At 68.6% G+C, this 26,065-nt stretch carries 30 protein-coding genes; 8 read left to right on the top strand and 22 right to left on the bottom strand.

Features of this window, described 5'->3' with window-relative positions; genetic code table 11:
- Positions 1-475, top strand: a 475-nt coding sequence (locus GOHSU_RS16865) for an MTB12 C-terminal domain-containing protein (protein WP_005938327.1), incomplete at its 5' end; no start/stop codon positions are given.
- A gap of 85 nt (positions 476-560) precedes the next feature.
- On the opposite strand, the gene GOHSU_RS05930 is transcribed toward GOHSU_RS16865, so the two are convergent.
- The 6 genes from GOHSU_RS05930 to GOHSU_RS05905 all read right to left on the bottom strand — a co-directional run bounded on the left by GOHSU_RS05930 (position 561) and on the right by GOHSU_RS05905 (position 4,804).
- Positions 561-1,547: an ABC transporter substrate-binding protein gene (locus GOHSU_RS05930; RefSeq protein WP_005938325.1), complete on the bottom strand. Its 987-nt coding sequence runs from the start codon at positions 1,545-1,547 to the stop codon at positions 561-563.
- Positions 1,548-1,613: 66 nt separating this feature from the next.
- Positions 1,614-2,420 (bottom strand): exodeoxyribonuclease III, encoded by an 807-nt coding sequence (locus GOHSU_RS05925; RefSeq protein ID WP_005938323.1) that lies wholly within the window; start codon positions 2,418-2,420, stop codon positions 1,614-1,616.
- Positions 2,421-2,424: 4 nt separating this feature from the next.
- Complete coding sequence (locus GOHSU_RS05920) at positions 2,425-2,952, bottom strand: barstar family protein (RefSeq protein WP_162138708.1); 528 nt, start codon at positions 2,950-2,952, stop codon at positions 2,425-2,427.
- Between the two features lie 8 nt (positions 2,953-2,960).
- Positions 2,961-3,533, bottom strand: a complete 573-nt coding sequence (locus tag GOHSU_RS05915) for a ribonuclease domain-containing protein (protein WP_005938319.1) — start codon at positions 3,531-3,533, stop codon at positions 2,961-2,963.
- Entirely contained in the window at positions 3,520-4,206 is a 687-nt protein-coding gene (locus GOHSU_RS05910; protein ID WP_005938317.1) for a GNAT family N-acetyltransferase, cg3035/Rv0428c family, read from the bottom strand. Before GOHSU_RS05910 ends, GOHSU_RS05915 begins: the two co-directional genes overlap by 14 nt.
- 7 nt (positions 4,207-4,213) lie before the next feature.
- The gene (locus GOHSU_RS05905) at positions 4,214-4,804 is read right to left on the bottom strand and encodes a peptide deformylase (RefSeq protein WP_005938314.1); all 591 of its coding nucleotides are present in this window, start codon (positions 4,802-4,804) and stop codon (positions 4,214-4,216) included.
- A 194-nt stretch (positions 4,805-4,998) separates the two neighbouring features.
- Here GOHSU_RS05905 and napA point away from each other — a divergent pair, with 194 nt between their 5' ends.
- The 4 genes from napA (at position 4,999) to GOHSU_RS05885 (ending at position 7,697) form a co-directional block, all read left to right on the top strand.
- A complete protein-coding gene (napA, locus tag GOHSU_RS05900) occupies positions 4,999-5,316 on the top strand; it encodes a nucleoid-associated protein NapA (RefSeq protein ID WP_005938312.1) in 318 nt (105 codons plus the stop codon).
- A 45-nt stretch (positions 5,317-5,361) separates the two neighbouring features.
- Entirely contained in the window at positions 5,362-5,877 is a 516-nt protein-coding gene (locus tag GOHSU_RS05895; protein WP_005938309.1) for a LytR C-terminal domain-containing protein, read from the top strand.
- A 63-nt stretch (positions 5,878-5,940) separates the two neighbouring features.
- Entirely contained in the window at positions 5,941-6,543 is a 603-nt protein-coding gene (locus GOHSU_RS05890; protein ID WP_005938305.1) for a hypothetical protein, read from the top strand.
- A 14-nt stretch (positions 6,544-6,557) separates the two neighbouring features.
- Complete coding sequence (locus tag GOHSU_RS05885; RefSeq protein ID WP_005938302.1) at positions 6,558-7,697, top strand: glutamate--cysteine ligase; 1,140 nt, start codon at positions 6,558-6,560, stop codon at positions 7,695-7,697.
- 35 nt (positions 7,698-7,732) lie between these two features.
- On the opposite strand, the gene mnhG is transcribed toward GOHSU_RS05885, so the two are convergent.
- From mnhG to GOHSU_RS05855, 6 genes are read right to left on the bottom strand one after another with little or no spacing between them, the layout of a single operon-like run.
- Complete coding sequence (mnhG, locus tag GOHSU_RS05880) at positions 7,733-8,083, bottom strand: monovalent cation/H(+) antiporter subunit G (protein WP_005938299.1); 351 nt, start codon at positions 8,081-8,083, stop codon at positions 7,733-7,735.
- Positions 8,080-8,340 (bottom strand): monovalent cation/H+ antiporter complex subunit F, encoded by a 261-nt coding sequence (locus GOHSU_RS05875; RefSeq protein ID WP_005938296.1) that lies wholly within the window; start codon positions 8,338-8,340, stop codon positions 8,080-8,082. Before GOHSU_RS05875 ends, mnhG begins: the two co-directional genes overlap by 4 nt.
- Positions 8,337-9,149, bottom strand: a complete 813-nt coding sequence (locus tag GOHSU_RS05870; RefSeq protein WP_005938293.1) for a Na+/H+ antiporter subunit E — start codon at positions 9,147-9,149, stop codon at positions 8,337-8,339. The genes GOHSU_RS05875 and GOHSU_RS05870 overlap by 4 nt, the downstream gene beginning before the upstream one ends.
- Entirely contained in the window at positions 9,146-10,768 is a 1,623-nt protein-coding gene (locus tag GOHSU_RS05865; protein WP_005938289.1) for a Na+/H+ antiporter subunit D, read from the bottom strand. The genes GOHSU_RS05870 and GOHSU_RS05865 overlap by 4 nt, the downstream gene beginning before the upstream one ends.
- Entirely contained in the window at positions 10,765-11,694 is a 930-nt protein-coding gene (locus GOHSU_RS17410; protein WP_005938286.1) for a Na(+)/H(+) antiporter subunit C, read from the bottom strand. Before GOHSU_RS17410 ends, GOHSU_RS05865 begins: the two co-directional genes overlap by 4 nt.
- Positions 11,691-14,597: a Na+/H+ antiporter subunit A gene (locus tag GOHSU_RS05855; protein WP_005938283.1), complete on the bottom strand. Its 2,907-nt coding sequence runs from the start codon at positions 14,595-14,597 to the stop codon at positions 11,691-11,693. Before GOHSU_RS05855 ends, GOHSU_RS17410 begins: the two co-directional genes overlap by 4 nt.
- A 93-nt stretch (positions 14,598-14,690) precedes the next feature.
- On the opposite strand from GOHSU_RS05855, the gene GOHSU_RS05850 reads away from it, so the two are divergent.
- Positions 14,691-15,095: a hypothetical protein gene (locus GOHSU_RS05850; protein WP_005938280.1), complete on the top strand. Its 405-nt coding sequence runs from the start codon at positions 14,691-14,693 to the stop codon at positions 15,093-15,095.
- A gap of 256 nt (positions 15,096-15,351) precedes the next feature.
- Positions 15,352-15,714 carry a hypothetical protein gene (locus GOHSU_RS05845; RefSeq protein ID WP_005938276.1) on the top strand — a complete coding sequence of 121 codons (363 nt, stop codon included), beginning with the start codon at positions 15,352-15,354 and terminating at the stop codon, positions 15,712-15,714.
- Positions 15,715-15,750: 36 nt separating this feature from the next.
- Here the strand turns inward: GOHSU_RS05845 and GOHSU_RS05840 are convergent, their stop codons facing one another.
- From GOHSU_RS05840 to GOHSU_RS05815, 6 genes are all read right to left on the bottom strand, one after another.
- Positions 15,751-16,743: a CDP-alcohol phosphatidyltransferase family protein gene (locus GOHSU_RS05840; RefSeq protein WP_005938273.1), complete on the bottom strand. Its 993-nt coding sequence runs from the start codon at positions 16,741-16,743 to the stop codon at positions 15,751-15,753.
- The gene (locus GOHSU_RS05835) at positions 16,740-17,450 is read right to left on the bottom strand and encodes a phosphatidylserine decarboxylase (RefSeq protein WP_005938269.1); all 711 of its coding nucleotides are present in this window, start codon (positions 17,448-17,450) and stop codon (positions 16,740-16,742) included. The genes GOHSU_RS05840 and GOHSU_RS05835 overlap by 4 nt, the downstream gene beginning before the upstream one ends.
- Positions 17,451-17,457: 7 nt before the next feature.
- Positions 17,458-17,916, bottom strand: coding sequence for an SRPBCC family protein (locus GOHSU_RS05830; RefSeq protein ID WP_005938266.1), 459 nt, complete (start codon positions 17,914-17,916; stop codon positions 17,458-17,460).
- Between the two features lie 102 nt (positions 17,917-18,018).
- Positions 18,019-18,474: a DUF350 domain-containing protein gene (locus GOHSU_RS05825; protein ID WP_005938263.1), complete on the bottom strand. Its 456-nt coding sequence runs from the start codon at positions 18,472-18,474 to the stop codon at positions 18,019-18,021.
- A gap of 62 nt (positions 18,475-18,536) precedes the next feature.
- Positions 18,537-19,655: an acyl-CoA dehydrogenase family protein gene (locus GOHSU_RS05820; protein WP_005938261.1), complete on the bottom strand. Its 1,119-nt coding sequence runs from the start codon at positions 19,653-19,655 to the stop codon at positions 18,537-18,539.
- Between the two features lie 32 nt (positions 19,656-19,687).
- Positions 19,688-20,851, bottom strand: coding sequence for an acyl-CoA dehydrogenase family protein (locus GOHSU_RS05815; protein WP_005938258.1), 1,164 nt, complete (start codon positions 20,849-20,851; stop codon positions 19,688-19,690).
- Positions 20,852-20,909: 58 nt separating this feature from the next.
- On the opposite strand from GOHSU_RS05815, the gene GOHSU_RS05810 reads away from it, so the two are divergent.
- Positions 20,910-22,316, top strand: a complete 1,407-nt coding sequence (locus tag GOHSU_RS05810) for an amidase (RefSeq protein WP_024332820.1) — start codon at positions 20,910-20,912, stop codon at positions 22,314-22,316.
- A 27-nt stretch (positions 22,317-22,343) separates the two neighbouring features.
- On the opposite strand, the gene GOHSU_RS05805 is transcribed toward GOHSU_RS05810, so the two are convergent.
- The 4 genes from GOHSU_RS05805 to GOHSU_RS16230 form a co-directional block, all read right to left on the bottom strand.
- Positions 22,344-22,658: a hypothetical protein gene (locus GOHSU_RS05805; RefSeq protein ID WP_005938251.1), complete on the bottom strand. Its 315-nt coding sequence runs from the start codon at positions 22,656-22,658 to the stop codon at positions 22,344-22,346.
- 439 nt (positions 22,659-23,097) lie between these two features.
- A complete protein-coding gene (locus tag GOHSU_RS05800) occupies positions 23,098-24,726 on the bottom strand; it encodes a monocarboxylic acid transporter (protein WP_081597730.1) in 1,629 nt (542 codons plus the stop codon).
- Between the two features lie 59 nt (positions 24,727-24,785).
- Positions 24,786-25,166, bottom strand: a complete 381-nt coding sequence (locus GOHSU_RS05795) for a DUF485 domain-containing protein (protein WP_029759992.1) — start codon at positions 25,164-25,166, stop codon at positions 24,786-24,788.
- 237 nt (positions 25,167-25,403) lie between these two features.
- Positions 25,404-26,018 carry a DivIVA domain-containing protein gene (locus GOHSU_RS16230; protein ID WP_005938242.1) on the bottom strand — a complete coding sequence of 205 codons (615 nt, stop codon included), beginning with the start codon at positions 26,016-26,018 and terminating at the stop codon, positions 25,404-25,406.
- Between the last annotated feature and the right edge of the window lie 47 nt (positions 26,019-26,065).

Here is a 26,065-nt window from a genome sequence, read left to right as displayed (position 1 = left end):
GGTGCCCGAGGCTCCCGCGGCCGCTCCGGTGCCCGCCGAATCTCCGGCGGCTCCCGTCGCCCCTGCCGCACCGGCGGTGGCTGCCGAATCGGCGCCGGCCGCCACTGCGGCGGCAGGGCAGCCCACGGCTCCGACGCTCGGTGGCTTCCAGCGGGACCTGGCTGTGCTGCGCGGCGGAGGCTCGAATGCGCAGAAGGGGCAACTGCTCGAGGGTGGCGCCACCGCAGCGGCCACGCTGACCAAGGTCCTCAACTACGGCAAGCAGTTCGAGGCCGTGGGAATGGGGTACCGCCTGGTGGGGCCGGTCAAGCAGGACGGCACCACCGCCACCGCGCGGCTGGAGCTGTATGCACCGGGCTACCAGTCGAACTACCTGACCATGCGCTTCCTGTGGCTGGACGGCCGCTGGAAGCTGGGCAACAAGTCGGTCTGCGAGCTGGCGTCGTTCGCCCAGATCCCCTGCAACGTGCGCTGACGGTCGCCCCGGCGCAGCGGCCACAAGGCCCGGGCTCCCGCACAATGCGAGAGCCCGGGCCTCGTGCTCGGACGGGTCGGGGCCGCTACCGGGCGTTCGCGGCTCGTTCGAACTGCGGACGCAACTGGTCGAGCAGGTAGGGAATCGACAGTGCGCTGGGCTGGTTGAGCCCGGTGATCTCGGTGACGCTCAGATCAGCGACCGCACCGTCGCGCACCGCTTTGAGGTTCGCGTAACCGGGCAGCTTGCGCAGTTCGGCGCGCATGGCCTCGCTGCCGGCGGTGACCGCCAGGAGATCGGCGTCGAGCATCGGCACGTTCTCGGTCGAGATCGGGAACCGCGGCTCGCCCTTGCGCGCGAATTCGGCGGCCAGGGTGGGTGCCACCTTCAGGCCGAGCTGGGCGAACAGGATCCCGGCGCCGTCGGTCGGGTCGGCCATCACCTGGATCTGTTCACTGGAGAACATGTACGCCAGGGCGTAGGTCTTGTCTTTGAGTCCGGGATAGTCGGTCGTGACCCGGCTGATCGCGTCGTTGACACGATTGATGATGTCTTCGGCCAGGTCCGTGCGATGGGTGATGGTGCCAAAGAGCGTAACCATGTCGTCCCAGGGGTCGATCTGCTTGCCGGTGACGCCGGGAATCGTCGGTGCGATCTCTTTGATCTTCCCGTACATCTCCGGCTGGGCCGTGGCCATGTATCCCTCGGCCAGGATCAGGTCCGGCTTGGCCTTGGCGATCTCGGCGACCAGATTCTCCATGCTCAACGCGGTGGAGTTCTCGAGCTTGTCGCCCACCCAGGGTGCCGGTTTCTTGGACAGGATCTGATTCTGGTCCAGATAGGCCACCGGGCTGACGCCGAAGGCCAGGGCCGTATCGATCCATTGGGTGCCCAGTGTGACGATCCGCTGCGGGGTGCCCGGGATCATGACCGGTCCCTGGGGGGTGTTCACCTGAACCGGGCCGCCCCGGGGCGCGTCCTCGTCGGGGGCGCTGCACCCGCTGGCGGCGAGGATGACGGAGAGCAGAAGGGCGATGGCCACCGCCAGTCGGCGGGAGAGACCCGGAATCATGGTTAGACAATAGCGTAGGCTAACCTAAGTGACCGGTGTTGCGGGTGCGCCGGCGGCGAGCTCTTCTCAGTCGGGGAAGCCGGTCGACGACAGGTCCAGCACCAGCGGAGCGTGATCGCTGGCGCCGGCGGCGGCACGTGCCTCACGGTCGATGAACGCATCGAAGATCCGGTCGTCCAGGGCCGGAGAGCAGAGCGCGAAATCGATCCGCATCCCCTCGTTCTTGGCGAACCGGCCGGCGGTGTAATCCCAGAAGGTGTACACCTCCGGGCCCGGGGTGAACGGCCGGGCGCTGTCGATGAAACCGGCCTGCAGGAACTCGCCGAACGCCGCCCGCTCAGGCGGTGTCAGGTGGGTGCGGTCGGCGAAGAACGCCGGATCCCAGACGTCCTCGTCCAGCGGTGCGACGTTCCAGTCTCCGGCCAGAGCGATCTGGGCGGCCGGATCGTGTCCGAGTTCCAGCCGGGTGAATCCGGCGAGTGCCTCCAGCCAGGCCAGCTTGTACCGGTAGTGAGGATCGTCGACGCGCCTGCCGTTGGGTGCGTACAGGCTCCACACGCGCACCCCACCGCAGGTGGCCGAGATGGCACGCGGTTCGGGCGGCTCACCCGGCCGCAGTGACGGCTGGCCGTCGAAACCGATGTGCACATCGTCCAGGCCGATCCGCGAGGCGATGGCCACGCCGTTGTAGCCGCCGTCACCGGTCATCGCGACGTCGTATCCCTCGGCCAGAAAACTCATCACAGGGAACTGGTCGTCGCGGCATTTGGTCTCCTGCAGGGCGATCACGTCGACGGCGTGGCGGGTCATCCAGGTGACGATCTGTTCGCTCCGGGCGCGGATCGAGTTGACGTTCCAGCTGGCCAAGCGCATGATCTCAATCCTTTCCGTTCGTGATCAGTACGGCAGGGGACGCCCCGGCGGCGCGCCACCGGTCGGTGACGGTGCGCAGGTGCGACAGGTCGGTGTGCAGTACGACGCCGAACTGCAGCGGCACCGGACGGTCAGCGCCGTAGGCGTTCACGGTGCGGTAGTCGTCCCGGTATCCGGCCTGGGATTGGGCGAACCAGGCCCGGTCGGCCGGCGGGGCATCGGCCAGGAACTGTTCGGCCCGGGTCACGACGGTCAGAAAGCCGGTCGTGGCGGTACCTCCGGCAGGGGAGAAGCGGCCGTCGTCCAGATCGGTCATGCAGTCGTTGAATGCATCCTTGTTGCCGCCGAAGTAGCCGGGGAAGTCCCAGGCCCAGGCGTAGGCTTCGAACAGCCCGGGCAGGGTGCGGGCCGATGCGCCGTCGATCCGGCGTGCGACCAGCCCCGGATCGCCGGATCCGGGGTTCCGCAGCCGCGCCGAGGTCAGGGCGATCGCCGGGCCGCCGTGCAGGGTTGCGCGCAGAAAGTCGTTCACGCCCGGACTCATCGCGACGGCCCCCTGATCTGTGTGAAGCTGCGGTAGTGGTCCAAGGTGTACCAGGCGGAGCCGTCGTTCGCGGTTACGATGCGCTCGGCGTCCCGGCCCCGGCCGGGTTTTTTGGGGTTGACGTCCCATTCCTGGAACCGCAGGCGCCGCCCGTCCGGGCCGGTCGTCGGGAGCAGGCCCTCGTAGTTGCCGAAAGTGCGCCCGCCCTGGGTGCCCGGGGCGTTCGCGGCGTCCGGCCACTGGCCGGCGTCGATCAGTGCCAGTATCGCGGTGACCCGCGCGGGCACCGCCGGCGCCGACGGCGGCCGGGATTGCGCGGGGCGGGACTGCGCGGGGCGCGAGTGGGCGGGTCGGGACTGTGACGGCTGCGCGCGCGAGGTCTCCGGTGCCCCGGTGTCCGGCGCCGAGGAAACGGCGGCCACGCCCGGGCCCTCGGTGTTCGTTACACCGTCGTCGGGGCCGTCGGAGAACGCCCAGAGCAGAACGACGGCGACGAGCAGCAGGACCAGGCCCAGCGCCGGTCCGACCCGGCTGCGCCAACCGGACCGGCCGCCGTCAGCGCCGGTCATCGGCGGATGCCCCGGCCGCCTCCGCAGCCGATCCGGGCAGGGTGAGCAGCATGAAGGTGTGGTGCAGTCCGTAGCCTTCGGCGCGCAGGCGCCGCCGCTCGTCCAGGTCGCTGCCGGGGACCTCGACCGGAGTCGTGCCGTCCCGGGTCAGCACCTCGTAGCCGATCCCCGGGCCGGCCCCGAGGTCGGCCAGCCGCAGCAGACGTTCGGGGGCGATGACCCGGGTGGGCAGCCCCCGCAGCCGGTACCACTCGGCGATGGTGTCCAGGGCCGTGGTGTTGGTGCCGAAGCCCAGCGGCACAGCCGCGGTGGCGCGCGGTGCCGAACTCGCCGGATCGGCCGAGAGCACCCAGCCGTCGACCTCGACGCGTTCGGCGGCAACGGTCGCGTCGGTCAAGGCGCGTTCGACCCGGCGGATCTGCGAGTTACGCACCGTCTGCGCCGAGAGTTGCCGAAGCGAGGTGATCGCCGCGACCGGCACCGATTCGGCGCGCCCGTCGCGTTCGATCACCAGCGCCTGACCGTCGTGCTCGCGCAGGATGCCGGTGATGTCCGACAGCGTCGGCGCATGCGTGAAGGCCGGATTGGGGCCGGACCCGGCGCGCCAGTCGTCGGGGCCACCGGCGCCCAGCCGGTAGCGGATCACAACGCGATCACCGATGAGCGGGTCCACGGGGCACTCAGTCGTCGTGGCCGAACGGGTCGGCGACCGAGCCGGGCAGCCAGGTCAGACCCGGCACGCCCCACTTGTTCCGTTTGACCGCCTTCTTGGCTGCGCGGGCGTTACGGCCCACCAGGACGTCCAGATACAGATAGCCGTCAAGATGTCCGGTCTCGTGCTGCAGCATGCGGGCGAAGAAGCCGGTGCCCTCGATCTCCACCGGATTGCCGTCGCGGTCGGTGCCGGTGACCTTGGCCCACTCGGCGCGGCCGGTGGGGAAGCCTTCTCCGGGAACCGAGAGACAGCCTTCGTCGTTGGAATCCGGATCGGGCATCGTCTCGGGCAGTTCCGAGGTCTGCAGTACCGGGTTGATCACCTCGCCGCGCCGCCGTCGATCGCCGTCGGGGCAGTCGTAGACGAACATCCGCAGCCCCCGGCCGACCTGGTTGGCGGCCAGGCCGACGCCGTTGGCGGCATCCATCGTCTCGTACATATCGTCGAGCAGTTCGATCAGTTCCGGCGCGGGCCGCCCGTCGGCGTCCAGCTCGACCGGGCTGGTCGGCTGGTGCAGGACGGGTTCGCCGACGATGCAGATGGGAAGAATCGCCATGCGGGCAACTCTACTGCCGCCGGTCGCACCGGCCGCGTCCGGCACGAATCAGATGCCGCACCGGTGAGTCACCGCGCCCGCGCACGTCCGGTCATGATTAGATACTGACCGAAGCACATCGCTGTCATTCACCGGCCTGGCCGCCGGATTCGTGAACGACGGCGCCACCGCGCGCAACAGAAGGGGACCCACCGGTGTCGAACGGCGCAGCCGCAGAGCAGCAGTCGGTCCAGCCCGATCCGCACGAGATCGGCGCCGACGGACTGACGCGCCGGGAGCGCGACATCCTCGGGTTCGAACGCCAGTGGTGGAAGTACTCCGGCTCCAAAGAAGACGCCATCAAAGAGCTCTTCGGCTTGTCGTCGACCCGCTACTACCAGGTGCTCAACGCGCTGGTGGACCGTCCCGAAGCCCTGGCCGCCGACCCCATGCTCGTCAAGCGCCTGCGTAGACTGCGCGCCTCGCGCCAGAAGGCGCGGGCGGCGCGGCGGCTCGGTTTCGACCCGACCTGATGTCTCGGCGCGGGCCGCGGGCCCGCGTGGGTTAGAGTTGCCCTGATGAATGCTGACCGCGAACCCAATCGCCTGCCGCTGCGTGCAGGAGCCATGCTGCTGCTCGCCGTTGCCGTGGTCTTCCTCCTGCTCGGCATCAAATCGGCCTCCGACAGCGGCAAAGAGTCTCCCCAGGACAAGCTCGCCGGTGCCGGTCAGAGCGCGCAGGCCGCCAGTGAGACCAGCGCATCGGCCGCGCCCAGCTCATCGCCGGCCTCCTCCTCCGTGCCGTCGGAGAACATCGGTGACACCAAGATCTGCGTGCTCAACGCCGGCAGCATCCCGGGACTGGCCGGTGAGGTCTCCGAGGAGTTGAAGTCGGCCGGCTTCCCGATCGGCACCGACCCGGCCAACCTGCCGACCAGCAGCATCACCGAGAACACCGTCTTCTACGCCGAGGGCGACGAGGACGCGGCCAAGAAGGTCGCCGAAGCGGTACCCGGCGGTGCTTCGGCCGAAGAACGTCCGGCCGCTTTCACCCGCTGCGACGGCGAGATCGCCGTCATCGTGGTGAGCAAGTAGCCCGGAGCCGAACCCGTGAACAATGCAGCCCAGTCCGTCAACACAACAGCCGAAGGAACAGCCATGACCGCCAGCCTCATCACCGGTGTCACGACCAAGCGTGTGCTTGCGACCCTCGCCGCCGCCGGAATCGCCGGGTTCGGCCTGACGGCCTGCACCCCGGACGAGCACGTCTCGGACGTTCCCGGCACCAACCCGGCGCCGATCACCGGCAACCAGGTGGAGCCCGGTGACCTGGTGAACGCCGACGATGTGCCGGCCGCGCCGGGCTCGGCTGTGGGCACCGCGAACCTGCTCAGCCCCTCCGGCGACGCCCTGGGTGCGGCGAGCTTCGTCACCGAAGGCAACAGCACCAAGGTCAACCTGCGGGTGAGCGGGATGACTCCGGGCTCGCACAAGGTCGAGGTCCGCTCGGCCAGCAGCTGTTTCGCGCCGAAGGAGGTCGAGGTCGAGGGCGGTTCGCCGACGGCCGCACCCGTCGGTGGCTTCACCAACACCGGCAACGTGATCGCCGGGGGCTCGCTGCCGGGGATTGCCGTCAACGAGCAGGGCAACGGCTCAGCCCGACAGACCGTCACCGTCAACGTGGCCGACCTCGACGGCAAGATCGTGGTGCTCCTGACCGGTGACACCGCCGTCGCCTGCGGCAACATCGTCGCGAACTGATCGCGGGCTCGCCCGTGAGCGGCTCGTCGTCGTTCGCCCCGATCGAGTTCCGGGCGTCGGCGGAACCGACGCTGGGCGTCGAATGGGAACTGGCGTTGGTCGATCGTGCCAGCCGTGATCTGCGCAACGCCGCCGACCCGCTGTTCACGCTGATCGCCGACCGCGGGCTGTCCCGGGCCGAGCGCATCCACCGGGAGTTGCTGCGCAACACCGTGGAGCTGGTCACCGGGATCTGCCGGACCACCGGTGAGGCGATGGACGACCTGGGGGCCACCCTGGCACAGGTCCGTGAGCTCACCGAAGAGCTGGACATCGACCTGTACGGGGCCGGAACGCACCCGTTCGCCGAGTGGTCCGGGCAGCAGCTGACCGCGGGCAGCCGGTACGCCGAGCTGATCGAGCGCACCCAATGGTGGGGCCGTCAGATGCTGATCTGGGGCGTGCACGTGCACGTGGGCATCGATCACCAGGACAAGGTGCTGCCGATCCTGTCGGGTCTGCTCAACTACTATCCGCACCTGTTGGCGCTCTCGGCGTCCTCCCCGATGTGGGCAGGGCAGGAAACCGGTTATGCCAGTAACCGCGCGATGATGTTCCAGCAGCTGCCGACGGCTGGGCTGCCCTTCCAGTTCCAGCAGTGGAGCGAGTTCGAGGCCTTCGTCCACGACCAGAAGACCACCGGCATCATCGACCACCTCAACGAGATCCGCTGGGATGTGCGGCCGTCGCCGCACCTGGGGACCATCGAGGTACGCATCTGCGACGGAGTCTCCAACCGGCGTGAGCTGGCTGCACTGGTGGCGCTGACCCACTGCCTGGTGGTCGATCTGAGCCGCCGGCTCGATGCGGGTGAGACGCTGCCGCAGCTGGCGCCATGGCTGGTGCAGGAGAACAAGTGGCGCGCCGCCCGCTACGGGCTGGAGGCGATCGTCATCCAGAACACGGCCTGCGATGAGCGGTTGGTGACCGACGATCTAGCCGATCTGCTGGTCCGGCTCGAGCCGGTGGCCGCGGATCTGGAATGCAGCGATGAGCTGGCCTCGGTCGCCGAGATCATCGCCGCCGGTGCCAGCTATCAGCGCCAGCACGCCGTGCACGAACGGGCCGGGAACTTGCGGGCAGTGGTCGACGCGGTGGTTGGCGAACTCCAGTAGGACCGAGCCGGTCTCCGGGACGGCGGCCCGGACGGTCAGTGCGGCCCGCCGGTTTCGTTGCGCCGCAGGACGCTCAGGTCCGCCTCGTCGATCGGCGGGCGACGGTCGGGCTGCTCCCGATAGACCAGTCGGCCGACCCGCTGCGCGATCACCGGGGCGGTGATCAGCATGAACAGCGCCGTCAGGACCAGCATTCCGGCGTCGGGGTGACCGGCGATCCGGATGAGTGTGCCGACCAGCACCAGGGTCATGCCGAAGGTCTGCGGTTTGGTGGCCGCATGCATCCTCGACAAAGTGTCGGGGAAGCGGACGATGCCCAGAGCGGCGGTGAAGGCGATCAGGCTGCCGGTCAGGATGAACACGGCGGTGAAGATGTCGCGGATCATTCGTCGTCCCTCACCCGGAAGCGGGCCACCGAGATGGACCCGATGAAGCTGACCAGGGACAACGCCACGATGCTCGGGACGATGGTGGTGTCGAAGGTGGCCGCCACCCACACCGCCAGCCCGCAGATCACCAGGGCGATCAGCGTATCGATGCCGACGAGCCGGTCCAGGGTGGTCGGCCCGCGCAGCGCCCGGTACAGGGTCAGCAGACTGGCGGAGAGCAGCAGGGTGGCACTGATGGTCCAGACGATGCTCATGAGCGACGGCGCTCCTTCCGGCGGCGACGACGGCGGCGGGGAGCGCGTTCGCCGTCGGCCACGCGCTGGCGGTCGGCGAACGGGACATGGTGGTAGTCGTCGTCGATCCCGTGGTACGGACTCGGATGCCATTCACTGTCGCGTTCGAAAGCCCGGATGAACTGACGCTCCACATAAGCCATCTGCTTGCGGAAATGATCCACCTGCTTCTGTGTGCGGACGTCGAAGACGTGCACGTACAGGATCCGATGCACGTGGTCGATCTCCACCACCATGGTCCCGGGCACCAGGTTCAGATAGTCCACCGCCAGCGTCAGGACCAGGTCGGATTTGATCGCCAGGTGCACGCGGACCACGCAGCCCAGTGGCGGCTCACCGGGGCGCACCGCGGCCCAGGCGACCTGGGCGGCCGAGATCAGGAAGTTCCACAGCATGCTGATCAGCAGGTTCAGGGCGGCAAGGGGATGCAGCCGGCCTTCGACCGGTACCCGCGGCAGCGGCAGAATCGCCAGGACCGCGACACCGAAGACGATGCCGATCACCACATTGCCCCACGTCACATCGCCCCACAGCAGCACCCAGACGAAGGCCAGCCAGGCCAGGCTCCACAGCCGGACGGCGAACTCACGCAGATCGCTGCCCATCCACTTGGGCATCGACACCCGGCTGGCGACCCAGACGATGGCCGAGGTCAGCGGCCAGGCGAAGGCCACCACGGACTGGCGCCACAGATTCCCGAAAAAGGCGGGGATCGGTCGTTTGCCGACCGGTTTGGGGTGCGGCCGATCCGGGTAGGGAGTGTTGCTCATTTCTCACATCCCAGCACGGCGGTGATGTACGGGCTGCAGACGCCGGGCTCGCGATCGACCAGATCGGTGGCCGCGTCGTCGGTGAAACCGAAGATGGGCCCGGCCCACACGGTCAACGCCAGACCGACGGCCACCATCATGGCGGTCGGCAGCACCATGGTCGCCGGCATGCGGCCGACGTCTTCGCGGTCGGCCAGGAGCACGTCGACGCCCTCGGGGACCAGGGCCGAGGCGGTGCTGTTGGTCAGCTCGCCCTCGGGTGCGTCGGCGCGGGGCCGCCAGAAGGCCTTGGCCCAGACGCGAGCGACCACGTACAGGGTCAGCAGGCTGGTGATCACCGCACCGGCGACCAGCAGCCACGCCAGGACCGAGCCGTCGCGGACACCGCCCTCGAGCAGGGCGACCTTGCCGATGAAACCGGAGAACGGCGGGATACCGCCCAGGTTCAGTGCCGGGATCAGGAACAGTGCCGCCAGCACCGGGCTGGCGATGAGCCCGCCCAGGCGGCGCAGCGAGGCCGAACCGGCCTGTCGTTCGATCAGGCCGACCACCAGGAACAGGGTGGTCTGCACCAGGATGTGGTGGGCGACGTAGTAGATCGCCGCCGACATCGAGATCTGCGATCCGACGGCGATGCCGAAGATCATGTAGCCGATGTGGCTGACCAGGGTGAACGACAACAGACGTTTGATGTCCGACTGCGCAATGGCACCGAAGATACCGACCAGCATGGTCGCCAGACCCGCCACCATGAGCACATTGTCCATAGTGCCGCCGGGGAACAGCAGCGTATTAGTGCGGATGATCGCGTACACGCCGACCTTGGTGAGCAGACCGGCGAAGACGGCGGTGACCGGAGCCGGGGCGGTCGGGTAGGAGTCCGGCAGCCACGTCGACAGCGGGAAGACCGCCGCTTTGATACCGAAGGCGACCAGCAGGACCGCGAACAGGGCGTTGCGGGTGCCGGTGGGCACGTGCTCGAGCCGCACCGCCATCTCGGCCAGGTTCAGGGTGCCGGTGGTCGAGTAGGCGAAGGCGATACCGGCCAGGAAGATCAGCGAAGAGACCATCGAGACCATCACGTACGAGGCTCCCGCGCGAACCCGGTCCGCGCTGGCGCCCAGCGTCAGCAGCACGAAGCTGGCCGCCAGCAGCACCTCGAAGGAGACGTACATGTTGAACAGGTCGCCGGCCAGGAAGGAGTTGCACACCCCGGCGGTCAGGATCAGGTACGACGGCAGGAAGATCGACACCGGCTGCTGAGTGGTGCCGTCCCGGATACCCTGACCGATCGCGTAGATCACCACGCACAACAGGACGATGGTCGAGACCACGAGCATCAGGGCCGAGAGCCGGTCGACGACCAGCGTGATACCCAGCGGCCCGTTCGGGTATCCCTTGTCTCCCCAGCCGCCGATTCGCACCGCGAAGGTGCCGTACTGGCTGGTCAGATACAGCATCATCGCCGAGGCGATCAGCGCGACGCTGATGGCGCCGACGGTCACCGCCCGCTGGAATCGGGGATTGCGCCCGCGCAGCAGCGTCAGGGCGGCCGCGAGCAGCGGCACCAGGGTGGGCAGGGCGATCAGCACGGTGATCCACGACGGGGCTGGGATCATGATTGTCCCCCGTCGGGCAGGTCATCATCGAAAGGGTCCTCGTCGACGACGTCGTGGTCGGTGTCGTCCTCGGGCAGGCTGTCGGGACCCTCCAGGGTCAGGCGTAAGACCTCCTCCTCGTCCAGATCCTCGTCGTCGATGTCCTCGGTCGGATCGTCGAGGTTCAGGTCGATGTTCGGGTCCTGCAGGATCACGTCGTCGTCGTCGCCGTCCCCGCTGTCTGCATGGGGGGTCTCTACGGCCGGGGTCTGCTCGCTCTCCGATACGTCGACGGACTGGTCGACGGTGCTGCGGCCGTCGGCGGCGGTGCGCTCGCCGGGGCCGTCGGTGTCGTCCCCGCTCCGGGGCTCGTCGTCGGGCATCTCGTCGGGGCTGGCACTGGGCAGATGGTCCAGGATGGCGGCATCGGCAGGCATCAGATCGGTCTCGATGACGCCGAGGTGCGCCGCGACGAACTCCTCGGGAGTCAGCGGGTTGCCGTCCTCGTCGAACAGGTCACCGCCGACAGTGGGCGCTCCGGTCACCGGATCGGCGCTGCGGTCGCGCTCGCTGGAGTCGCGGAGGGTGGCTTCCCGGAGTTTGACGTCCTCGGAATCGTCTTCCAGATCGTCGTCCTGACGGTTGATGACGAACAGCCGGTAGGTCAAGGCCAGGATGAAGGCGGCCACGCCCATCGTGATCACGATGGCGGTGAGCACCATCCCCTGGGCGAGGGGATCGGCCTCGGTGGTCGAGCCGAGCGATTCGGCACCGCGCACGGGCGGTTTTCCCGGGCCTCCGGCCAGGATCACGATCAGGACGTTGACGCCGTTGCCGACCAGCATCAGCCCCAGCAGCATCCGGACCAGGCTGCGTTCCATCAGCAGATAAACGCCCGTGGCGCCGAGCACGCCGACCACCACCAGCAGTCCCAGGTTCACCGTCATCGGCCTGCCTCCTCGGCGACGGTGCAGCTGCCGGCCGCCGGTTCGGGCAGCGATTCGGCGCCCTGCGGGGTGTCCGAATCCAGCCGGGCACCCAGACTGCGCAGTACATCGAGCACCAGACCGACGACGATCAGATAGATGCCGGCGTCGAAGAACATGGCGGTGACCACGTGCACCTCGCCGAAGATCGGCAGCTGCAGTTCGAAGACCGCCGACGACAGGGCGGGGGCGCCCAGGGCCAGAGAGGTCACGGCGGTGGTCGCCGAGACCAGCAGACCGGTGCCCAGAATGGTGCCGGCCTCCACCGGCAGCGCCTCCCCCAGCTCGTAGCGGCCCCCGGCGAGATAGCGCAGCACCAGCGCCAGACCCATCACCAGGCCGCCGGCGAAGCCGCCGCCGGGAGCGTTGTGGCCGGCGAAGAAGAAGTAGAGCGACAACACCACCAGGGTGGGGAAGACCAGCCGGGTGGTGGCCTCCAACACCATCGAGCGGTGTTCGGGCCGGCCGAGCTCGCTGCCGCGCAGCCACACGGTCCGGTCGGGGATCATGTCGCCGCTGCCGAGTCCGGCCTCGGAGCGGGCCACGTCGGTGACGCGCGGTGCGGCACCGAACCGGCGGCTGCGGAAGACCATCGAGGCCACACCGGTGGCCGCCACGATCAGCACCGAGACCTCACCGAGGGTGTCCCAGGCGCGGATGTCGACCAGCAGCACGTTGACGGTGTTCCCGCCGTGACCGAACTTGTAGGCGGCTTCGCCCAGATCCACATACAGCGGCTGCGCGCTGCGGGCGGCCGCCGCGAACAGCCCGATCAGCACGAGCATCGCGCCGAAGGCCAGCGCGATCAGGGCGCGCAGGGGACGGAATCCGGTCTTGTGCCGCGGCTGTGGCTCAGCGGCCAGCTTACGCAGCACCAGCACGAAGATCACCAGCGTCAGGCTCTCCACCAGGAACTGGGTCAGGGCCAGATCGGGAGCTCCGTAGATGGCGAACAGGGTGCCGACGCCGTAGCCGGTGATCCCGACGGTCAGGGCGCCGGCCAGGCGGTTGCGCAGCATGGTCGCGGTGAGGGCGGCACCGACGATGACCACGCCGATCACCGCCTGCTCGACGTTGTCGAAACCGGCCGGGACCAGACGGTCGCGGGCCCCGAGGAACAACGCGCCCAGCGGCAGCAGCACCGCCGTCGACAAGATCACCCCCTGCGTAATCGGCAGGCTGCCGCGCTGGGTGTTGCGGGTGACCCACAGCGACAGGCTGTCGGCACCGCGCAGCACGCGGTCGTAGGCGTGGTCGGCGTTCAGTCGCGGGGGATGGTCGAAGAGCTGGTCGCGGATGCGGCGCAGGATCAGGAACAGGGCCGGGCCGGCGAGGTAGACGATGATCGTCAGGACCACCGGCAGGCCGAAACCGTGCCAGAGGGCCAGATGCTCGATCGGCTGGTCATACGGCGGCAGGGTCTGCGCGTACGGCTCGATGAGGTCGCCGATCCACGGTGCCAGGAAGGAGGCGACGACGCCGAAGGCTGCCAGCAGTGCCGGTGGCAGCAGGAACATCACCGAGGGGCGGTGCGCCTGCGCCACCGCGCGGGTGGGCAGGGAGCGGACCTTGCGTCCGAAGGCTCCCCACAGGAATCGGGTCGTGTAGGCGAAGGTGATGATCGAGCCGACTACCAGAATCAGGTCGACGGTGTGTGCCAGCCAGGGCGTATAGCCTTGCGTGTCCCACACCGCACCGAAGGCGGCCTCCTTGCCGATGAAGCCCAGGGTGAAGGGGAGCCCGGCCATGCTGGCACCAGCCAGTCCGGCTACGGCCGCCAAGACCGGGAACCGGTTCCCCAGGCGGGCCAGGCGCCGGATGTCGCGGGTGCCGGTGGAGTGGTCGATGATGCCGACGACCATGAACAGGCTGGCCTTGAACAACCCGTGCGCGAGGATCATCGCCAGGCCGGCCAGCGCGACGTTGCGGTCGCCCAGCCCCACCAGCACGGTGATCAGACCGAGCTGGGAGACGGTGCCGAAGGCCAGGATGAGTTTGAGGTCCAGTTCGCGCAGGGACCGCCATCCGCCCAGGATCATGGTGAACAGGCCCAGGCTGACGACGATGACCTGCCAGCCGACCTGGGAGTGAAAGGCCGGTGCCAGCCGGGCCACCAGGTAGACGCCGGCCTTCACCATGGCCGCGGCGTGCAGGTAGGCGCTGACCGGCGTCGGCGCCGCCATCGCACCGGGCAGCCAGAAGTGGAAGGGCACGATGGCCGACTTGCTCAGTGCGCCGATCAGGATCAGCGCCACGGCCACGGCCGCGTAGGTGCCGCCCGGCGGGTGCGCGATCACCTCCGAGAGCAGGTAGCTGCCGGTCCGTTCGCCGAGCATGATGATGCCCACCAGCATCGCCAGCCCGCCGAAGGTGGTGACCAGCAGCGCCTGAGTGGCTGCCCGGCGAGCGGTGGCCCGGAAGCCGAAGAAGCCCACCAGCATGAACGACAGGACCGTCGTGGCCTCCCAGAACACGTACAGCACCAGCATGTTGTCGCTGACCACCAGGCCGAACATGGCCGCAGCGAAGGCGACCAGTTCACCGCCGAAGACCTCGACCCGACGGCGCATCTCGTCGAAGTAATTGGCGCAGTAGACCAGGACCAGTGCGCCCACGCCCAGGATCAGCACCGACATCACCGCCGAGAGGGTGTCCATCCGCAGTGTCAGATCCATCTGCAGACTCGGAACCCAGGAGACGTTCTGGGTGAGCGGCGCTTCCGCGGACGGCCAGTTCAGGATCAGCCAGACCAGCGCGCCGGCGGGCATCAGCGCCAGGACGTAGAACCCGCGGGTCCCCAGCGCGCGCATGATGGGCGGCGCCAGCAGCGCACCGATCCCCAGCGCAAGCAGGACCTGGATCACGAGGGCACTCCGTCGGTCGGGTACGGGCGGGGTGGCGGTGCTATGGGGGCGGCGGAAAGCGTTCCGCCGGGGATTACTTTACCGTTTGGGGGTATGAGGTCCTTCGGCAGAGTCCTGTTCGTCTTGTTCGTGACGGTTTTCGTGCTGGTCACGCTGGGTGCCTGCGGTAGCGAAGAAGACACTGGGGCGCTTCCGAAGGACTTTCCAGTCGCTCAGGTTCCGCTGATCGACGGGGCGATCCAGTCCGCCGACGGCGGAGGCACGCAGTGGCAGGTGACGGTCCAGGCCCCGGCGACCGAGGCCAACGCCTTCGAGGAGGCGGTGACCCTGCTGACCGGGGCCGGGTATACCGAGGCCAGCCGCAGCGAGACCGGGACCGAGAAGTCGGTGGTGCTGTCCAAGACCGACGACGGGACCACCTATTGGGTCACCGTGGGGATCTCGGCCTCGGCCTCCGCGGCACGAACGACCCTGTTATACCTGGTGACCGCCGACTAGCCGCAGAAAGCGCAGCCACCGGATTCACGACGGTCCGGCGGACTGGCCGGGATCAGGAATCTGGGTCATCCTGGACGTCAGAGGAAGCTCGGTGCAGGTGTCGTGCCCTACGGCGGTGCCGGCGCCTACCGGGAGAGGGAGGATCTTCGATGACCGACCAGGACGCGGAGAATCCGGATCCGGGCCGTGATCCGGACGGTCCCGCGCAGCCGCCGCGCCGGCTGCCCGCACCGCCGGGACCGGTGCCAAGACCTGGATGATCTGGGCGGCGGTGGCCGGGGGCCTGGCCCTGTTCCTGATCGGCTTCGGCGTCGGCTACGTCACCGGGGACCAGGTCGGGAACCACGGTGAACGGGGACGCTATACCGAACTGCACCGCCCCGGGACCCACGGCGGTGGCCCGGGAGGCGACTACGGCCGACACGGGCACGGCCGATTCCAGGACAATCGGGGGCCGTTCCACGACAACCTCGGCCCCGGTCACGGTCAGCGGTACGGGGGCCCCGCCACCCCGACCGATCCGACCCCGACCGATCCGACCCCGACCGATCCGACCCCGACCGATCCGACCCCGGGCGAGCCGGCACCGGAACCGCCTCCGCAGGCTCCGGTCAGCTGACAGGCTCCGGCCAACTGAGAGGTCCGCGCGCCGGGTTCAGTCGCGAGGTCGCGGTTCGGCGGCGGCCGCGGGCTGCCGGAGCCCCAGGCGCGCCGACGACTTGCGGACCGGGATCACCCGGCGCCGGGTGCCGGCGGCCACCTCCGCCCGCCGGGTGTCGCGTCGCGCATGCCGGCGATCGCGCGGCGCGGTCTCCCAGTACTCGGGGCGGGTGCGCACCCAGTACTGCATGCGCCAGGCGAAGGGGATGTGGATCAGGTAGGCGGCGACCAGGATGATCATCAACACGTACGGGAACGTGAACAGCAGCGCCGCCATGGCGGCAACCAGGATCAGGATCGGAGCCAGCGCCCGCGCCCGGAGCCGCGTCGATTTGAAGCTGAGTGTGGGGACCCGGCAGACCGCCAATGCCGCGATGAACACCAGCCAGCAGCCGACGAACACCGGTCCGGTCCACCAGCCTTCGCCGAACTGTTCGCGCAGACCGATCGGTAACAGCACCATCACCGCCGCGGCCGGTGCGGGCACGCCGACGAAGAAGTCTCTGGTGTAGCCGGGCGCCGAGTCGTCGTCGAGCAGGGTGTTGAACCGGGCCAACCGCAGGACGATCGCCGAACAGTAGATCAACGTCAGGACCCAGCCGATGCCCTGCAGCGAGTCCGACTCGTCCCGCAGCAGCACGGTGTAGACCATGATCGCCGGGACGACACCGAAGTTGATCGCATCGGCCAACGAATCCAGTTCGGCACCGAGTCTGCTGCTGACGCCCATCATGCGGGCGACGCGGCCGTCGAGGCCGTCGAGCACGGCGGCGACCACCAGCAGCAGCAACGCTAGGTCCACGCGGTCGGCGTCGGCCATCCGCATCGCCGTCAGGGCGGCGCAGATGGCCAGGATGGTCAGCGCCGAGGGGACGAAGAGCAGCCCGGGCCGGGTGGGACGGTCGTTCCGGTGGTCAGGGCCGGTACGGCGCACTCGTCCCCGGCCGGCCACTGAGCGGCGTCGTGGTACCGGCCGGAGCGTGGTCATCGGGGCAACTCCGCCAGTACCGTCTCGGCACCGATGGTGTGTTGGCCGACGGCGACGCGAACCGGGGTTCCGGCCGGAAGATAGACGTCGACGCGGGAGCCGAAACGGATCAGGCCGTAGGTCTGGCCTCGAGTGACCGTGTCACCAGGGCTCACCTCGCACACGATGCGGCGGGCGATCAGACCGGCGATCTGCACCACGCCGACCGCGTCTCCGGCCTCGGTGCGCAGCCGCAGGCAGGTGCGTTCGTTGCGGTCGCTGGCCTCCGGGAGATCGGCGGACAGGAACTCGCCGGGAGTGTGCTGCACCGATTCGACGGTCCCGGCGAGCGGGATGCGTTGCACGTGCACGTCGAAGACGGATAGGAAGGTACTGACCCGGGGCAACGGCTCGGTGCCCAGGCCCAGTTCGGGCGGGGGGACGGCCGTATCGACCAGGGCGACGGTGCCGTCGGCGGGTGCGGCGACCGCCCCGGGTGCGGTGGGCGGCACCCGGCGCGGATGCCGGAAGAAGAAGGCGCTGGCCGCGGCAAGAGTCGCGGCCGGGCGGAACAGCCACGGTCTGCGGCGCCCGAGCAACGCGACGGCGGCCGGCGCGATGACGAACGGCAGTCCCTTGGGGTGGATCGGCGGAACCGTCTGGCCGATCAGATCGAGCAGGTGCGCCGGCCCGGTGCGGTCACCGGGCTGGGCGGGGCGTCGTGCCACGAGCGCGTCAGCCCTCGACGGCGTTCTTGATCTTGCCCAGGGTGTCGCGCATCCCGGTGGCCAGCTCGGTCTCGAAATCGTCGTTGCCGCCGAAGACCTTGTCCACCAGGAACGACGAGACCTTGCTGGTCTGGCCGCCGGCGGCCTTGCGGGCCTGAGTCAAGGTGACGCCGCCGTCGGTCTCGGCGATCTCGAAACCCCAGACGGTGTTGTTCTCGGCGATCCGCCAGGCGATCTCCCGGTTGGGCGTGAACGCCACCACCTTGGACTGGGTCGGCCACACCAGCAGGCCGCGGCGGTTGATGTTGAGGGTCCGGGTGCCCAGTTTGACCGGTCCGGAGAAGATGAACATCTTCTTGCACTGCGGGCTCCACTCGCCCATGCGGCCCAGGTCCGAGACCACCGACCAGACCTGTTCGGGGGTGCCGGCGATCTGGATGGATTCTTCGATGACGGGTGCGGCCATGAGGTGACTCCTTCGGGTGACCGACCGGTGCGGTCGGTGGTTGCTGGTCCAAACCCTATGCGAAACCGCTGCCCGGGAGAACCTGTGGGTCCGTCGTCGGACCTACAGTCCGAGTGCGGAGTAGACGAAGACGCCGATCGCCACGAACAGGACCGCGTTGAGCCAGACCGCCGGATGCGCTGCGCCGCCGCCCGGTGTCTTGTGATCGAGCAACAGCGAGCCGAGCCGCCCCGGTGTGAGCGCGTCCACCAGCACGAACGAGAACATCATCAACGCCACGGTGATGACGCCGTAGACCGCCGTGTACAGCACACCGCGCCACAGCTCCAGACCCGGCGCGGCACCGATGCCGGCGGCCAGAGCGATCATCAGCCCCAGGGCCTGGGCCACCGCGAGCACGGTCGCCGTCCGGTTGTTCTCCCGCCAGATCAGGGTGCGCAGGCTGCCGGGGGTCACCAGGTCCAGCCCGATGAAGCCGATGATCAGCACGGCCACGGACACCAGCCCGTACGAGGTGAGGTCGGCGAGGTTGTCGCGCAGCGTCGTCAGGGAATCCATGGGCCCACTGTAGTGCGCCCCGATGCGGGGACCGGGGTGTTACGCCGGGCCCGCACCGGAGATCAGCCGACCGTGACCATGTCCCAGTCGCGCAGCCGCCCGGACAGCGCCGCCAGGTGCGCATCCGCATCGCCGAGAGTGTGGCTGATCGCGGTGAGCCGGCTGACGTAGTGGCCGATCGGATATTCGGCGGTGACGCCGATGCCGCCGTGCATCTGGATGGCCTCCTGGCCGATGTGCCGCCCGCTGCGGCAGATCTGCAGTTTGGCGCGTGAACCGGCCACGGTATCGGCGGTCCCGTCGGCCAGCGCGGCGGTCAGATACAGGCTCATACTCGAGGCCAGCTCCAGATCGGAGTACATATCGGCCGCGCGGTGGGTCAGCGCCTGGAAGCTGGCCAGGGGCACCCCGAACTGCTTGCGCTGTTTGAGGTAGTCGACGGTCATGTGCAGGGACTTGGTCATCGCACCGACCGCTTCGGCGCACAGTGCGCTCTGCTCGACCAGTTCGACCTCCGCGATCACCGCGGAGGCATCGCCGCCGCCCAACCGGGTGGCCGCGACGCCGTCGAACGCGACCTGGGCGCCGCGTCGGCGGTCATGGGTGCGATAGCCGGTGCGGGTCACGCCCTCGGCGTCGGCGTCGACCAGGTAGAGGCCGACGGTGCCGGTCTCGTCGCGGGCGGAGACCACGAAGACGTCGGCGCAGTCGCCGTGCGGGACCAACGGTTTGGTCCCGGTCAGCCTGCCCCCGGTGACCGTCGAGGCGACGGTGGAACTCGGCCAGCGGTCCCCAGCCTCCAGGTGCGCGAAGGCGGCCAACCGCTGCCCCTCGGCCAGCGGACCCAGGAATTCGGCTTTCGTCGTGTCCTCGGCGGTCGAGCGTTCGACCAACAGTCCGGGCACCACCACCGAATCCAGGAAGGGCTCGGGCGCCAGGGCGGCACCGAACTCGCCCATCACAGCCGAGAGCTCCTCGGGGCCGGCACCCATGCCGCCGTACTCCTCGGCGAAGACCAGGCCGAGAATGCCGATCTCGGCCAGGGAGGTCCACACCTGCTTGCTCCAGCCCAGCGGGGTGTCGGTGACCTGCCGCAGGGTCTCGATGTCGTAGGCGCGGGTGAGCGCCCCGCGCACGGTGTCGCGGAGCATGACCTGTTCGTCGGAGAGGTCGAAATCCATGTTCGCTTCTTTCTTCGTCGTTCGTGCTCAGGTCAGAGCCCGAGGACGGCCTTGTCGATGATCTGGCGCTGCACCTCGGAGGAGCCGCCGTAAATGGTCACCTTGCGGTAGTTCAGGTAGTCCGGCACGGTCGCATTGGTCCAGTCGGCGCCGGCGGCATCCACGGGCAGCGACTGGGGGCCGGCCAGATCTGCCAGCAGCTCCAGCGCCTCCTGCTGCAGCTGGGAGCCGCGCAGTTTGAGCAACGACGAGGCCGGGTTCGGTTTGCCGTCGGCCGAGGAGGCGACCACCCGCAGCTGGGTCAGCTCCAGCGCGAGCAGTTCGTTCTCCAGGCCGGCCAACCGGGCGGTGAACAGTGGTTCGTCGAGCATCACCCCGCCACCGGGTGCGGGGGTCTGGGCGGCGAGCTTCTTGGCCTTGGCCAGTTTGGTCTTGGTCCAGCCGACGCGGGCTATGCCGGTGCGCTCGTTGCCCAGCAGGAATTTGGCGATGGTCCAGCCCTGATTCTCCTCGCCGACCAGGCTGGACACCGGGACGCGGACGTTGTTGAAGAACACCTCGTTGACCTCGAAACCGCCGTCGATCAGTTCGATCGGGCGCAGCTCCACTCCCGGGGTGTCCATCGGGAACAGGACGAAGCTGATGCCCGCCTGCTTCTTGACGTCCGGGTCGGTGCGCACCAGGGCGAAGATCCAGTCGGCGTACTGGCCCAGGGTGGTCCAGGTCTTCTGGCCGTTGATGACGTACTCGTCGCCGTCGCGCACCGCGCGGGTCTTCAGGGAGGCCAGGTCGCTGCCGGCTTCGGGTTCGGAGAATCCCTGGCACCACCAGATGTCGAGGTTGGCGGTCGCGGGCAGGAACTGCTGCTTCTGCTCCTCGGTGCCGAAGTGGGCGATCACCGGCCCGACCATGCCGGCGTTGAACGGCAGCAGATCGGGGATGAAGTTCAGCGCCATCTCCTCGCTGAAGATATGGCGCTGAACCGGGGTCCAGTCCTTACCGCCCCACTCCACCGGCCAGTGCGTCACGGCCAGCCCCTCGGCGTTGAGCGCCCGGGTGGTGGCCACCACGTCGTCGGGATAGTTGAGTTCGCCCGCCTCGTTGCGGTGACGGATGTCTTCGGGGACGGCGGCCAGGAGCGTTTTCCGGATCTCTTCGCGGAAGGCTTCCTCGTCGGGGGTGAATCGCAGTTGCATGGTTCATTCCTACATGATCGAGCGCTTGCTTAGAAGTGGGCGGAGTAGTTTGTCATTTATGAAACACGTTCATTCCTTTGCCGGAGACGTTATGGGCGAACTCGATGCCGTCGGTGTGGCCCGGGCGATCGCGGCCGGGGACTTCACTGCCGCCGAAGCCACCGAGGCCGCTCTGGCCCGGATCGATGCGGTCAACGGCACGCTGGGCGCCGTCGCCTTCGACGACCGCGAGCGCGCCCGGCTGCGGGCCGGAGGGAACGGTTTCAGCGGCGTGTTCGCCGGGGTGCCGGCGCTGATCAAGAACAACACGGCCTTCGCCGGCGTGCCGACCCGCCAGGGGTCGGCGGCCGTCGGCGACCGCCCGGCGGCCAGAAACGAGCCTTTCACCGACGAGTTTCTCGGGACCGGAGTCAATCTGCTCGGTGCCTCTACGCTGCCGCCGTTCGGCCTGACCGCGACGACCGAGTTCGTCGACCGCGAACCGACCCGGAATCCGTGGGACACCGAATATTCGGCGGGCGCCTCGTCCGGTGGTTCAGCCGCGCTGGTCGCTGCGGGGGCGGTGCCGATCGCGCATGCCAACGACGGCGGCGGCTCCATCCGGATCCCGGCGGCGGCGTGCGGACTGGTGGGGCTCAAGCCGACCCGCGGGCGCACGGCGCCCTCGCCGATGGCCAAGACGGCGCCGATCGATCTGGTGTGCAACGGCATCGTCTCCCGGTCGGTGCGCGACACCGCCTATTTCCTGGCGGACCTGGAACGCCAGCGGTCGGTGAAACTCGAACCGATCGGCCTGGTGGAGGGGCCGGCGCAGCGCCGGCTGCGCATCGGCCTGGTCACCGACTCGATCACCGGACAGCCCATCGATGCCGACACCCGCAGCGCGCTGACCGGGACCGTGGATCTGCTCAGCGAACTCGGGCACCACGTCGAAGAGGTGCCCATCCCGATCAGTCCGGCCTATATCCGGCAGTTCGTCGACTACTGGGCGATGCTCGCCTACTTCCTCGATCACTTCGGCGGTCGGCTGACCGGTCCCGGTTTCGACCGGAGCAAACTCGATCCGTTCACCCACTCGCTCGGCCGGCGCTTCGGCCGCGGCTTCTATCGGGCACCGGCCTCGATCGTCGGGCTCAAACGTGCCACCGCACACTTCCGGGAGGCGATGTCGTCGTTCGACGTGATCATGTCGCCGACGCTGGCGCACACCACCCCGAAACTGGGGTACCTGGATCCGGCCGGCGACTTCGACGAGGTTCTCGATCGGTTGATCAAGTACGTCGCCTATACCCCCGCCAACAACACCTCGGGCGCACCTGCGGTGTCGCTGCCGCTGGGCACCTCGGCCGACGGGTTGCCGATCGGCGTGCACTTCTCGGCCGATCTCGGCGGCGAACGCACGCTGCTGGAGCTGTCCTACGAGCTGGAAGCGGCCCGGCCGTTCGTCCGGATTCAGGACCGCTGAGCTGAATCAGGGCAGCTGAGGCCCCGGCTACTGTGCGGGGCTGATCTGCACTCCGTCGAGCATCTTTGCGGTGTCGGCGCGGTAGGTCTGGTCCTGCGCGTTGATGGCCTGGACGGTCATCACCACGGTGGTCGAGGAGTCCCCGGCGGTGGGAACGACGACCAGCCGTGAGGTGACCTCGCGTGCGGGCACGTTCTCCTGCGGCGGCCCCGGGTAGGTCACGGTGTAGGAGTCGGATCCGCAGAGCGCGCCCTTCTGGCCGGTGGGCACGGTGGGGGTCATGCTGCGCAGCTGCTGCATCTCGTTCTCGATGATGGCATCGAAGCTTCCCTGGGAGGGCACCTCGGTGACGACCAGATTCGGTGCGAAGCCGTCGACGGCGAGGTTCCGGTTGGCCAGCGCCAGGGTGACGGGGCCTGCTCGGCGTCCCCGACCCGGTCCCAGCCCGACGGCTGCGGGACGCGAACCGTGGGCTGGTCGGCGGCGCCGCCGGCCTGGATCAGCGGCTCGTCGACCGAGGCGCAACCCGGTGCGGCGGTCTGGTGGGAGTCGGTGTCGTCGGTGCTCGAGCAGCCGACCAGCAGTCCGACTCCCAGTACCACGGTCCCGGCGGCGAGCAGGGGCGGGCAGAGCGGTGGCGAAGGTCCATGGTGGTCGAGGCTAGCAGCGCCGCCGAACCCGCCGAACCATCGGCGGGCCGGGCCCGGTGCTGCGGCCAGAACCGGACGGGCCCGGCGGATCGACGAGGATCCACCGGGCCCGTCCTGCGGCCGTACAGGCTTCAGTGCACGAGTGCCTGCTCGGCACCGACGCCGGTGAGCGAACGCACCTCCATCTCGGCGCGCCGGGCCACATCGGGCTTCTCCCGCGAGGTCAGCGTGCCGATGATGCCCAGCAGGAAGGCTGCGGGAATCGAGACCAGACCGGGGTTGGCCAGCGGGAACCATGCGAAGTCCGCGTCGGGCAGCATCGAGGTCGGCTTACCGGAGACCGCCGGGGAGAAGACGATCAGGGTCAGGGTGATGGCCAGGCCGCCGTACATGCTGAACAGGGCGCCGCGGGTGTTGAACCGCCGCCAGAACAGCGAGTACAGGATGGTCGGCAGGTTGGCCGAGGCGGCGATCGCGAAGGCCAGTGCCACCAGGAAGGCGATGTTCTGGTCCTTGGCGAGGATTCCCAGCACGATGCCGATCACGCCCAGGACCACAACGGTGATCCGCGAGACCCTGACCTGCTCCTCCTCGGAGGCGCCGTTCTTCTTGATCACGCTGGCGTAGATGTCGTGGGCGAACGACGCCGAGGCGGTGATCGCCAAACCTGCCACCACCGCGAGGATGGTCGCAAACGCCACGCCGGCGATCAGTCCCAGCAGGATCTCGCCGCCGAGTTCCAGGGCGAGCAGCGGCGCCGCGGAGTTCACGCCGCCGGGGGCGCTGAGGATCTTCTCCGGTCCGACCAGTGCGGCAGCACCGTAACCCAGCACCAGTGTGAACAGGTAGAAGGCGCCGATCAGGGCGATCGCCCAGACCACGGACTTGCGGGCCTCCTTGGCGGTGGGGACGGTGTAGAAGCGCATGAGCACGTGCGGCAGACCGGCGGTGCCCAGCACCAGCGCCAGACCCAGCGAGATCATGTTGACCTTGGACGTCGTGTTCGCGCCGTACTGGGCGCCGGGAGCCATGATGTTGTGCGGGGTGCCGTCGGCATTGGCCAGCATCGCCTGGCCCTTCTCCGAGAGCTGTCCGCCGTGGACGGCGTTGTTGACCGCATCCTGGGCCATCCCCAGCAGGTTCGAGAAGTTGAACAGCACCTCCGGCTGCAGCAGCACCCACAGGGTCATCACCAGGACACCGCTGATCAGCAGCACCGCCTTGATGATCTGCACCCAGGTGGTGCCCTTCATGCCGCCGATCAGGACGTAGGCGATCATCAGCAGGCCGACGATCGTGATGACGGTCGCCTGACCGGCGTCGCTCTTGATGTTCAGCAGCAGGGCCACCAATGCTCCGGCTCCGGCCATCTGGGCCAGCAGGTAGAAGATCGACACCGTCAGGGTGCTGATCGATGCGGCCAGGCGCACCGGTCGCTGCTTGAGCCGGAAGCTCAGGACGTCGGCCATGGTGAATTTTCCGGTATTGCGCAAGAGCTCGGCGACGAGTAGCAGGGCCACCAGCCAGGCGACCAGGAAGCCGATCGAGTAGAGGAAGCCGTCGTATCCGTAGATCGCGATGGCCCCGGCGATACCCAGGAAGCTGGCTGCCGACAGGTAGTCGCCGGCGATCGCGATCCCGTTCTGCGTGCCGGAGAAGCCGCCGCTGCCGGTAAAGAATTCGGAGGCGCTGCTGGTGCCGACCTTGCTCACCTTGACCACCACGACCAGGGTCACGACCACGAAGGCCACGAAGATCATGATGTTGAGGGTCGAGTTGCCGGTGTCGACCGAGTCGCTCTCGGCCAGGAGGAGATGTTTCACAGCTGGCCTACCTTCGGGGTGCTTTCGCTGAGGACCGCGGCCTCGCGGGCGTATTCACCGTCGGTGAAGCCGTCCCGGACGGCCTGCGCCTGCGGATCGAGCCGGTGATTGGCGAAGTAGATATAGGCCCCGGTGATGGCGAAGGTGGTCACGAACTGCAGCAGGCCCAGGATCAGGCCGACGTTGATGTTGCCCCACACGGGGGTGCCCATGAAGCCGTCGGCGAAGACGCCGAGGCACAGGTACAGCAGGTACCAGGCCAGGAAGAACGCGGTCATCGGGAAGACGAAGCCGCGCAGCGTGTGGCGCAGGCGCTGATACTCGGGGCTCTGCTGAGCCGCGATGAACTCCTCGGCCGACGGCGACGACAGTTTCATCGCCGGGTGATCTAGGTTGGCGGACACGGGACCTCCTCGGTGCGATGCCGCGAGACGCGGCCTTGCCGAGAACTCTCCACGGAGACCTAACTCACAGACAATGGAATCTGTGAGCCAGGCGACGAGGACTGGATGCTGTGCGATGAACGGTTCGTCGGCACCGACAAACGGTGACGGGGCGGGCGCGCCTCCCGCGTCCGCGCGGGTCGTTCGCTCAGGCTCTGGGCCGGTGAACGGTCAGGGCAGATCACGCAGGAGGCGGGTGAGTTCCTCGCGGCAGTGCACCAGGAACCGGTCGACGTCGTCGATCCGGTAACCGGCCGAACCGCGCGGGGCCGGAGCGAAACTCGCCTCACCGAGGGCCTCGGGGGTCAGCCAGGCCACGGCCGGGTCCTGCGGATCACGGAACTTGGCGGCCAAGGCGTCGAGGTAGTCGTCGACCTGGGTCTCGCGGTATCCGCGCCGGAGGAACGGCGGCTTGGCGAAGTGCACACGGGCGATCTCCGCGGCCATCGCTGCACCCGGCGGCGGTGGTGTCATCGGCAACGCGTCCCGGGCGGGCTGCGCGTGCAGCAGTCGGGCCAGATCGGCGGCGGCCAGACGCAACAGCGTGTCGACGTCGTCTTTGTTGTAGCCGCGCTTGCCGATCGGCGGGGTCCCGAAAGTGCGGCCGGACACCGCCTCGGGAGTCAACCAGGCCAGCTGCGGTGACCCCGGGTCGGTGAACTTCGCTTCGAGGGCGTCGAGGAACTCGTCGACCTGATCCTCGTTGTAGCCGCGCTTGCCGAACGGTGGTGTGTGGAAGACGGCATCGTGGATGTCCTCGGCGGTCAGACGGGGGCGATCTGGCATGGGAAGTATCTTGCCCGTCGATCCGGCGACCCATCGGTGCGGCGCGC

It is taken from the genome of Gordonia hirsuta DSM 44140 = NBRC 16056, from assembly GCF_000333015.1.
In the GTDB taxonomy this organism is placed as follows: Bacteria; Actinomycetota; Actinomycetes; order Mycobacteriales; family Mycobacteriaceae; genus Gordonia; species Gordonia hirsuta.
This window is presented reverse-complemented; position numbering and strand designations above follow the sequence as displayed.

What these genes read in the sequence shown, in the direction of transcription:
- GOHSU_RS05930 (WP_005938325.1), bottom strand. Translation starts at nt 1,547, where the DNA reads ATGATTCCGGGTCTCTCCCGCCGACTGGCGGTGGCCATCGCCCTTCTG.
- GOHSU_RS05925 (WP_005938323.1), bottom strand. Translation starts at nt 2,420, where the DNA reads ATGCGCTTGGCCAGCTGGAACGTCAACTCGATCCGCGCCCGGAGCGAA.
- GOHSU_RS05915 (WP_005938319.1), bottom strand. Translation starts at nt 3,533, where the DNA reads ATGACCGGCGCTGACGGCGGCCGGTCCGGTTGGCGCAGCCGGGTCGGA.
- GOHSU_RS05905 (WP_005938314.1), bottom strand. Translation starts at nt 4,804, where the DNA reads ATGGCGATTCTTCCCATCTGCATCGTCGGCGAACCCGTCCTGCACCAG.
- GOHSU_RS05895 (WP_005938309.1), top strand. Translation starts at nt 5,362, where the DNA reads ATGAATGCTGACCGCGAACCCAATCGCCTGCCGCTGCGTGCAGGAGCC.
- GOHSU_RS05890 (WP_005938305.1), top strand. Translation starts at nt 5,941, where the DNA reads ATGACCGCCAGCCTCATCACCGGTGTCACGACCAAGCGTGTGCTTGCG.
- mnhG (WP_005938299.1), bottom strand. Translation starts at nt 8,083, where the DNA reads ATGATCCGCGACATCTTCACCGCCGTGTTCATCCTGACCGGCAGCCTG.
- GOHSU_RS05875 (WP_005938296.1), bottom strand. Translation starts at nt 8,340, where the DNA reads ATGAGCATCGTCTGGACCATCAGTGCCACCCTGCTGCTCTCCGCCAGT.
- GOHSU_RS05870 (WP_005938293.1), bottom strand. Translation starts at nt 9,149, where the DNA reads ATGAGCAACACTCCCTACCCGGATCGGCCGCACCCCAAACCGGTCGGC.
- GOHSU_RS05865 (WP_005938289.1), bottom strand. Translation starts at nt 10,768, where the DNA reads ATGATCCCAGCCCCGTCGTGGATCACCGTGCTGATCGCCCTGCCCACC.
- GOHSU_RS17410 (WP_005938286.1), bottom strand. Translation starts at nt 11,694, where the DNA reads ATGACGGTGAACCTGGGACTGCTGGTGGTGGTCGGCGTGCTCGGCGCC.
- GOHSU_RS05850 (WP_005938280.1), top strand. Translation starts at nt 14,691, where the DNA reads ATGAGGTCCTTCGGCAGAGTCCTGTTCGTCTTGTTCGTGACGGTTTTC.
- GOHSU_RS05845 (WP_005938276.1), top strand. Translation starts at nt 15,352, where the DNA reads ATGATCTGGGCGGCGGTGGCCGGGGGCCTGGCCCTGTTCCTGATCGGC.
- GOHSU_RS05840 (WP_005938273.1), bottom strand. Translation starts at nt 16,743, where the DNA reads ATGACCACGCTCCGGCCGGTACCACGACGCCGCTCAGTGGCCGGCCGG.
- GOHSU_RS05830 (WP_005938266.1), bottom strand. Translation starts at nt 17,916, where the DNA reads ATGGCCGCACCCGTCATCGAAGAATCCATCCAGATCGCCGGCACCCCC.
- GOHSU_RS05825 (WP_005938263.1), bottom strand. Translation starts at nt 18,474, where the DNA reads ATGGATTCCCTGACGACGCTGCGCGACAACCTCGCCGACCTCACCTCG.
- GOHSU_RS05820 (WP_005938261.1), bottom strand. Translation starts at nt 19,655, where the DNA reads ATGGATTTCGACCTCTCCGACGAACAGGTCATGCTCCGCGACACCGTG.
- GOHSU_RS05815 (WP_005938258.1), bottom strand. Translation starts at nt 20,851, where the DNA reads ATGCAACTGCGATTCACCCCCGACGAGGAAGCCTTCCGCGAAGAGATC.
- GOHSU_RS05810 (WP_024332820.1), top strand. Translation starts at nt 20,910, where the DNA reads ATGAAACACGTTCATTCCTTTGCCGGAGACGTTATGGGCGAACTCGAT.
- GOHSU_RS05800 (WP_081597730.1), bottom strand. Translation starts at nt 24,726, where the DNA reads ATGATCTTCGTGGCCTTCGTGGTCGTGACCCTGGTCGTGGTGGTCAAG.
- GOHSU_RS05795 (WP_029759992.1), bottom strand. Translation starts at nt 25,166, where the DNA reads ATGAAACTGTCGTCGCCGTCGGCCGAGGAGTTCATCGCGGCTCAGCAG.
- GOHSU_RS16230 (WP_005938242.1), bottom strand. Translation starts at nt 26,018, where the DNA reads ATGCCAGATCGCCCCCGTCTGACCGCCGAGGACATCCACGATGCCGTC.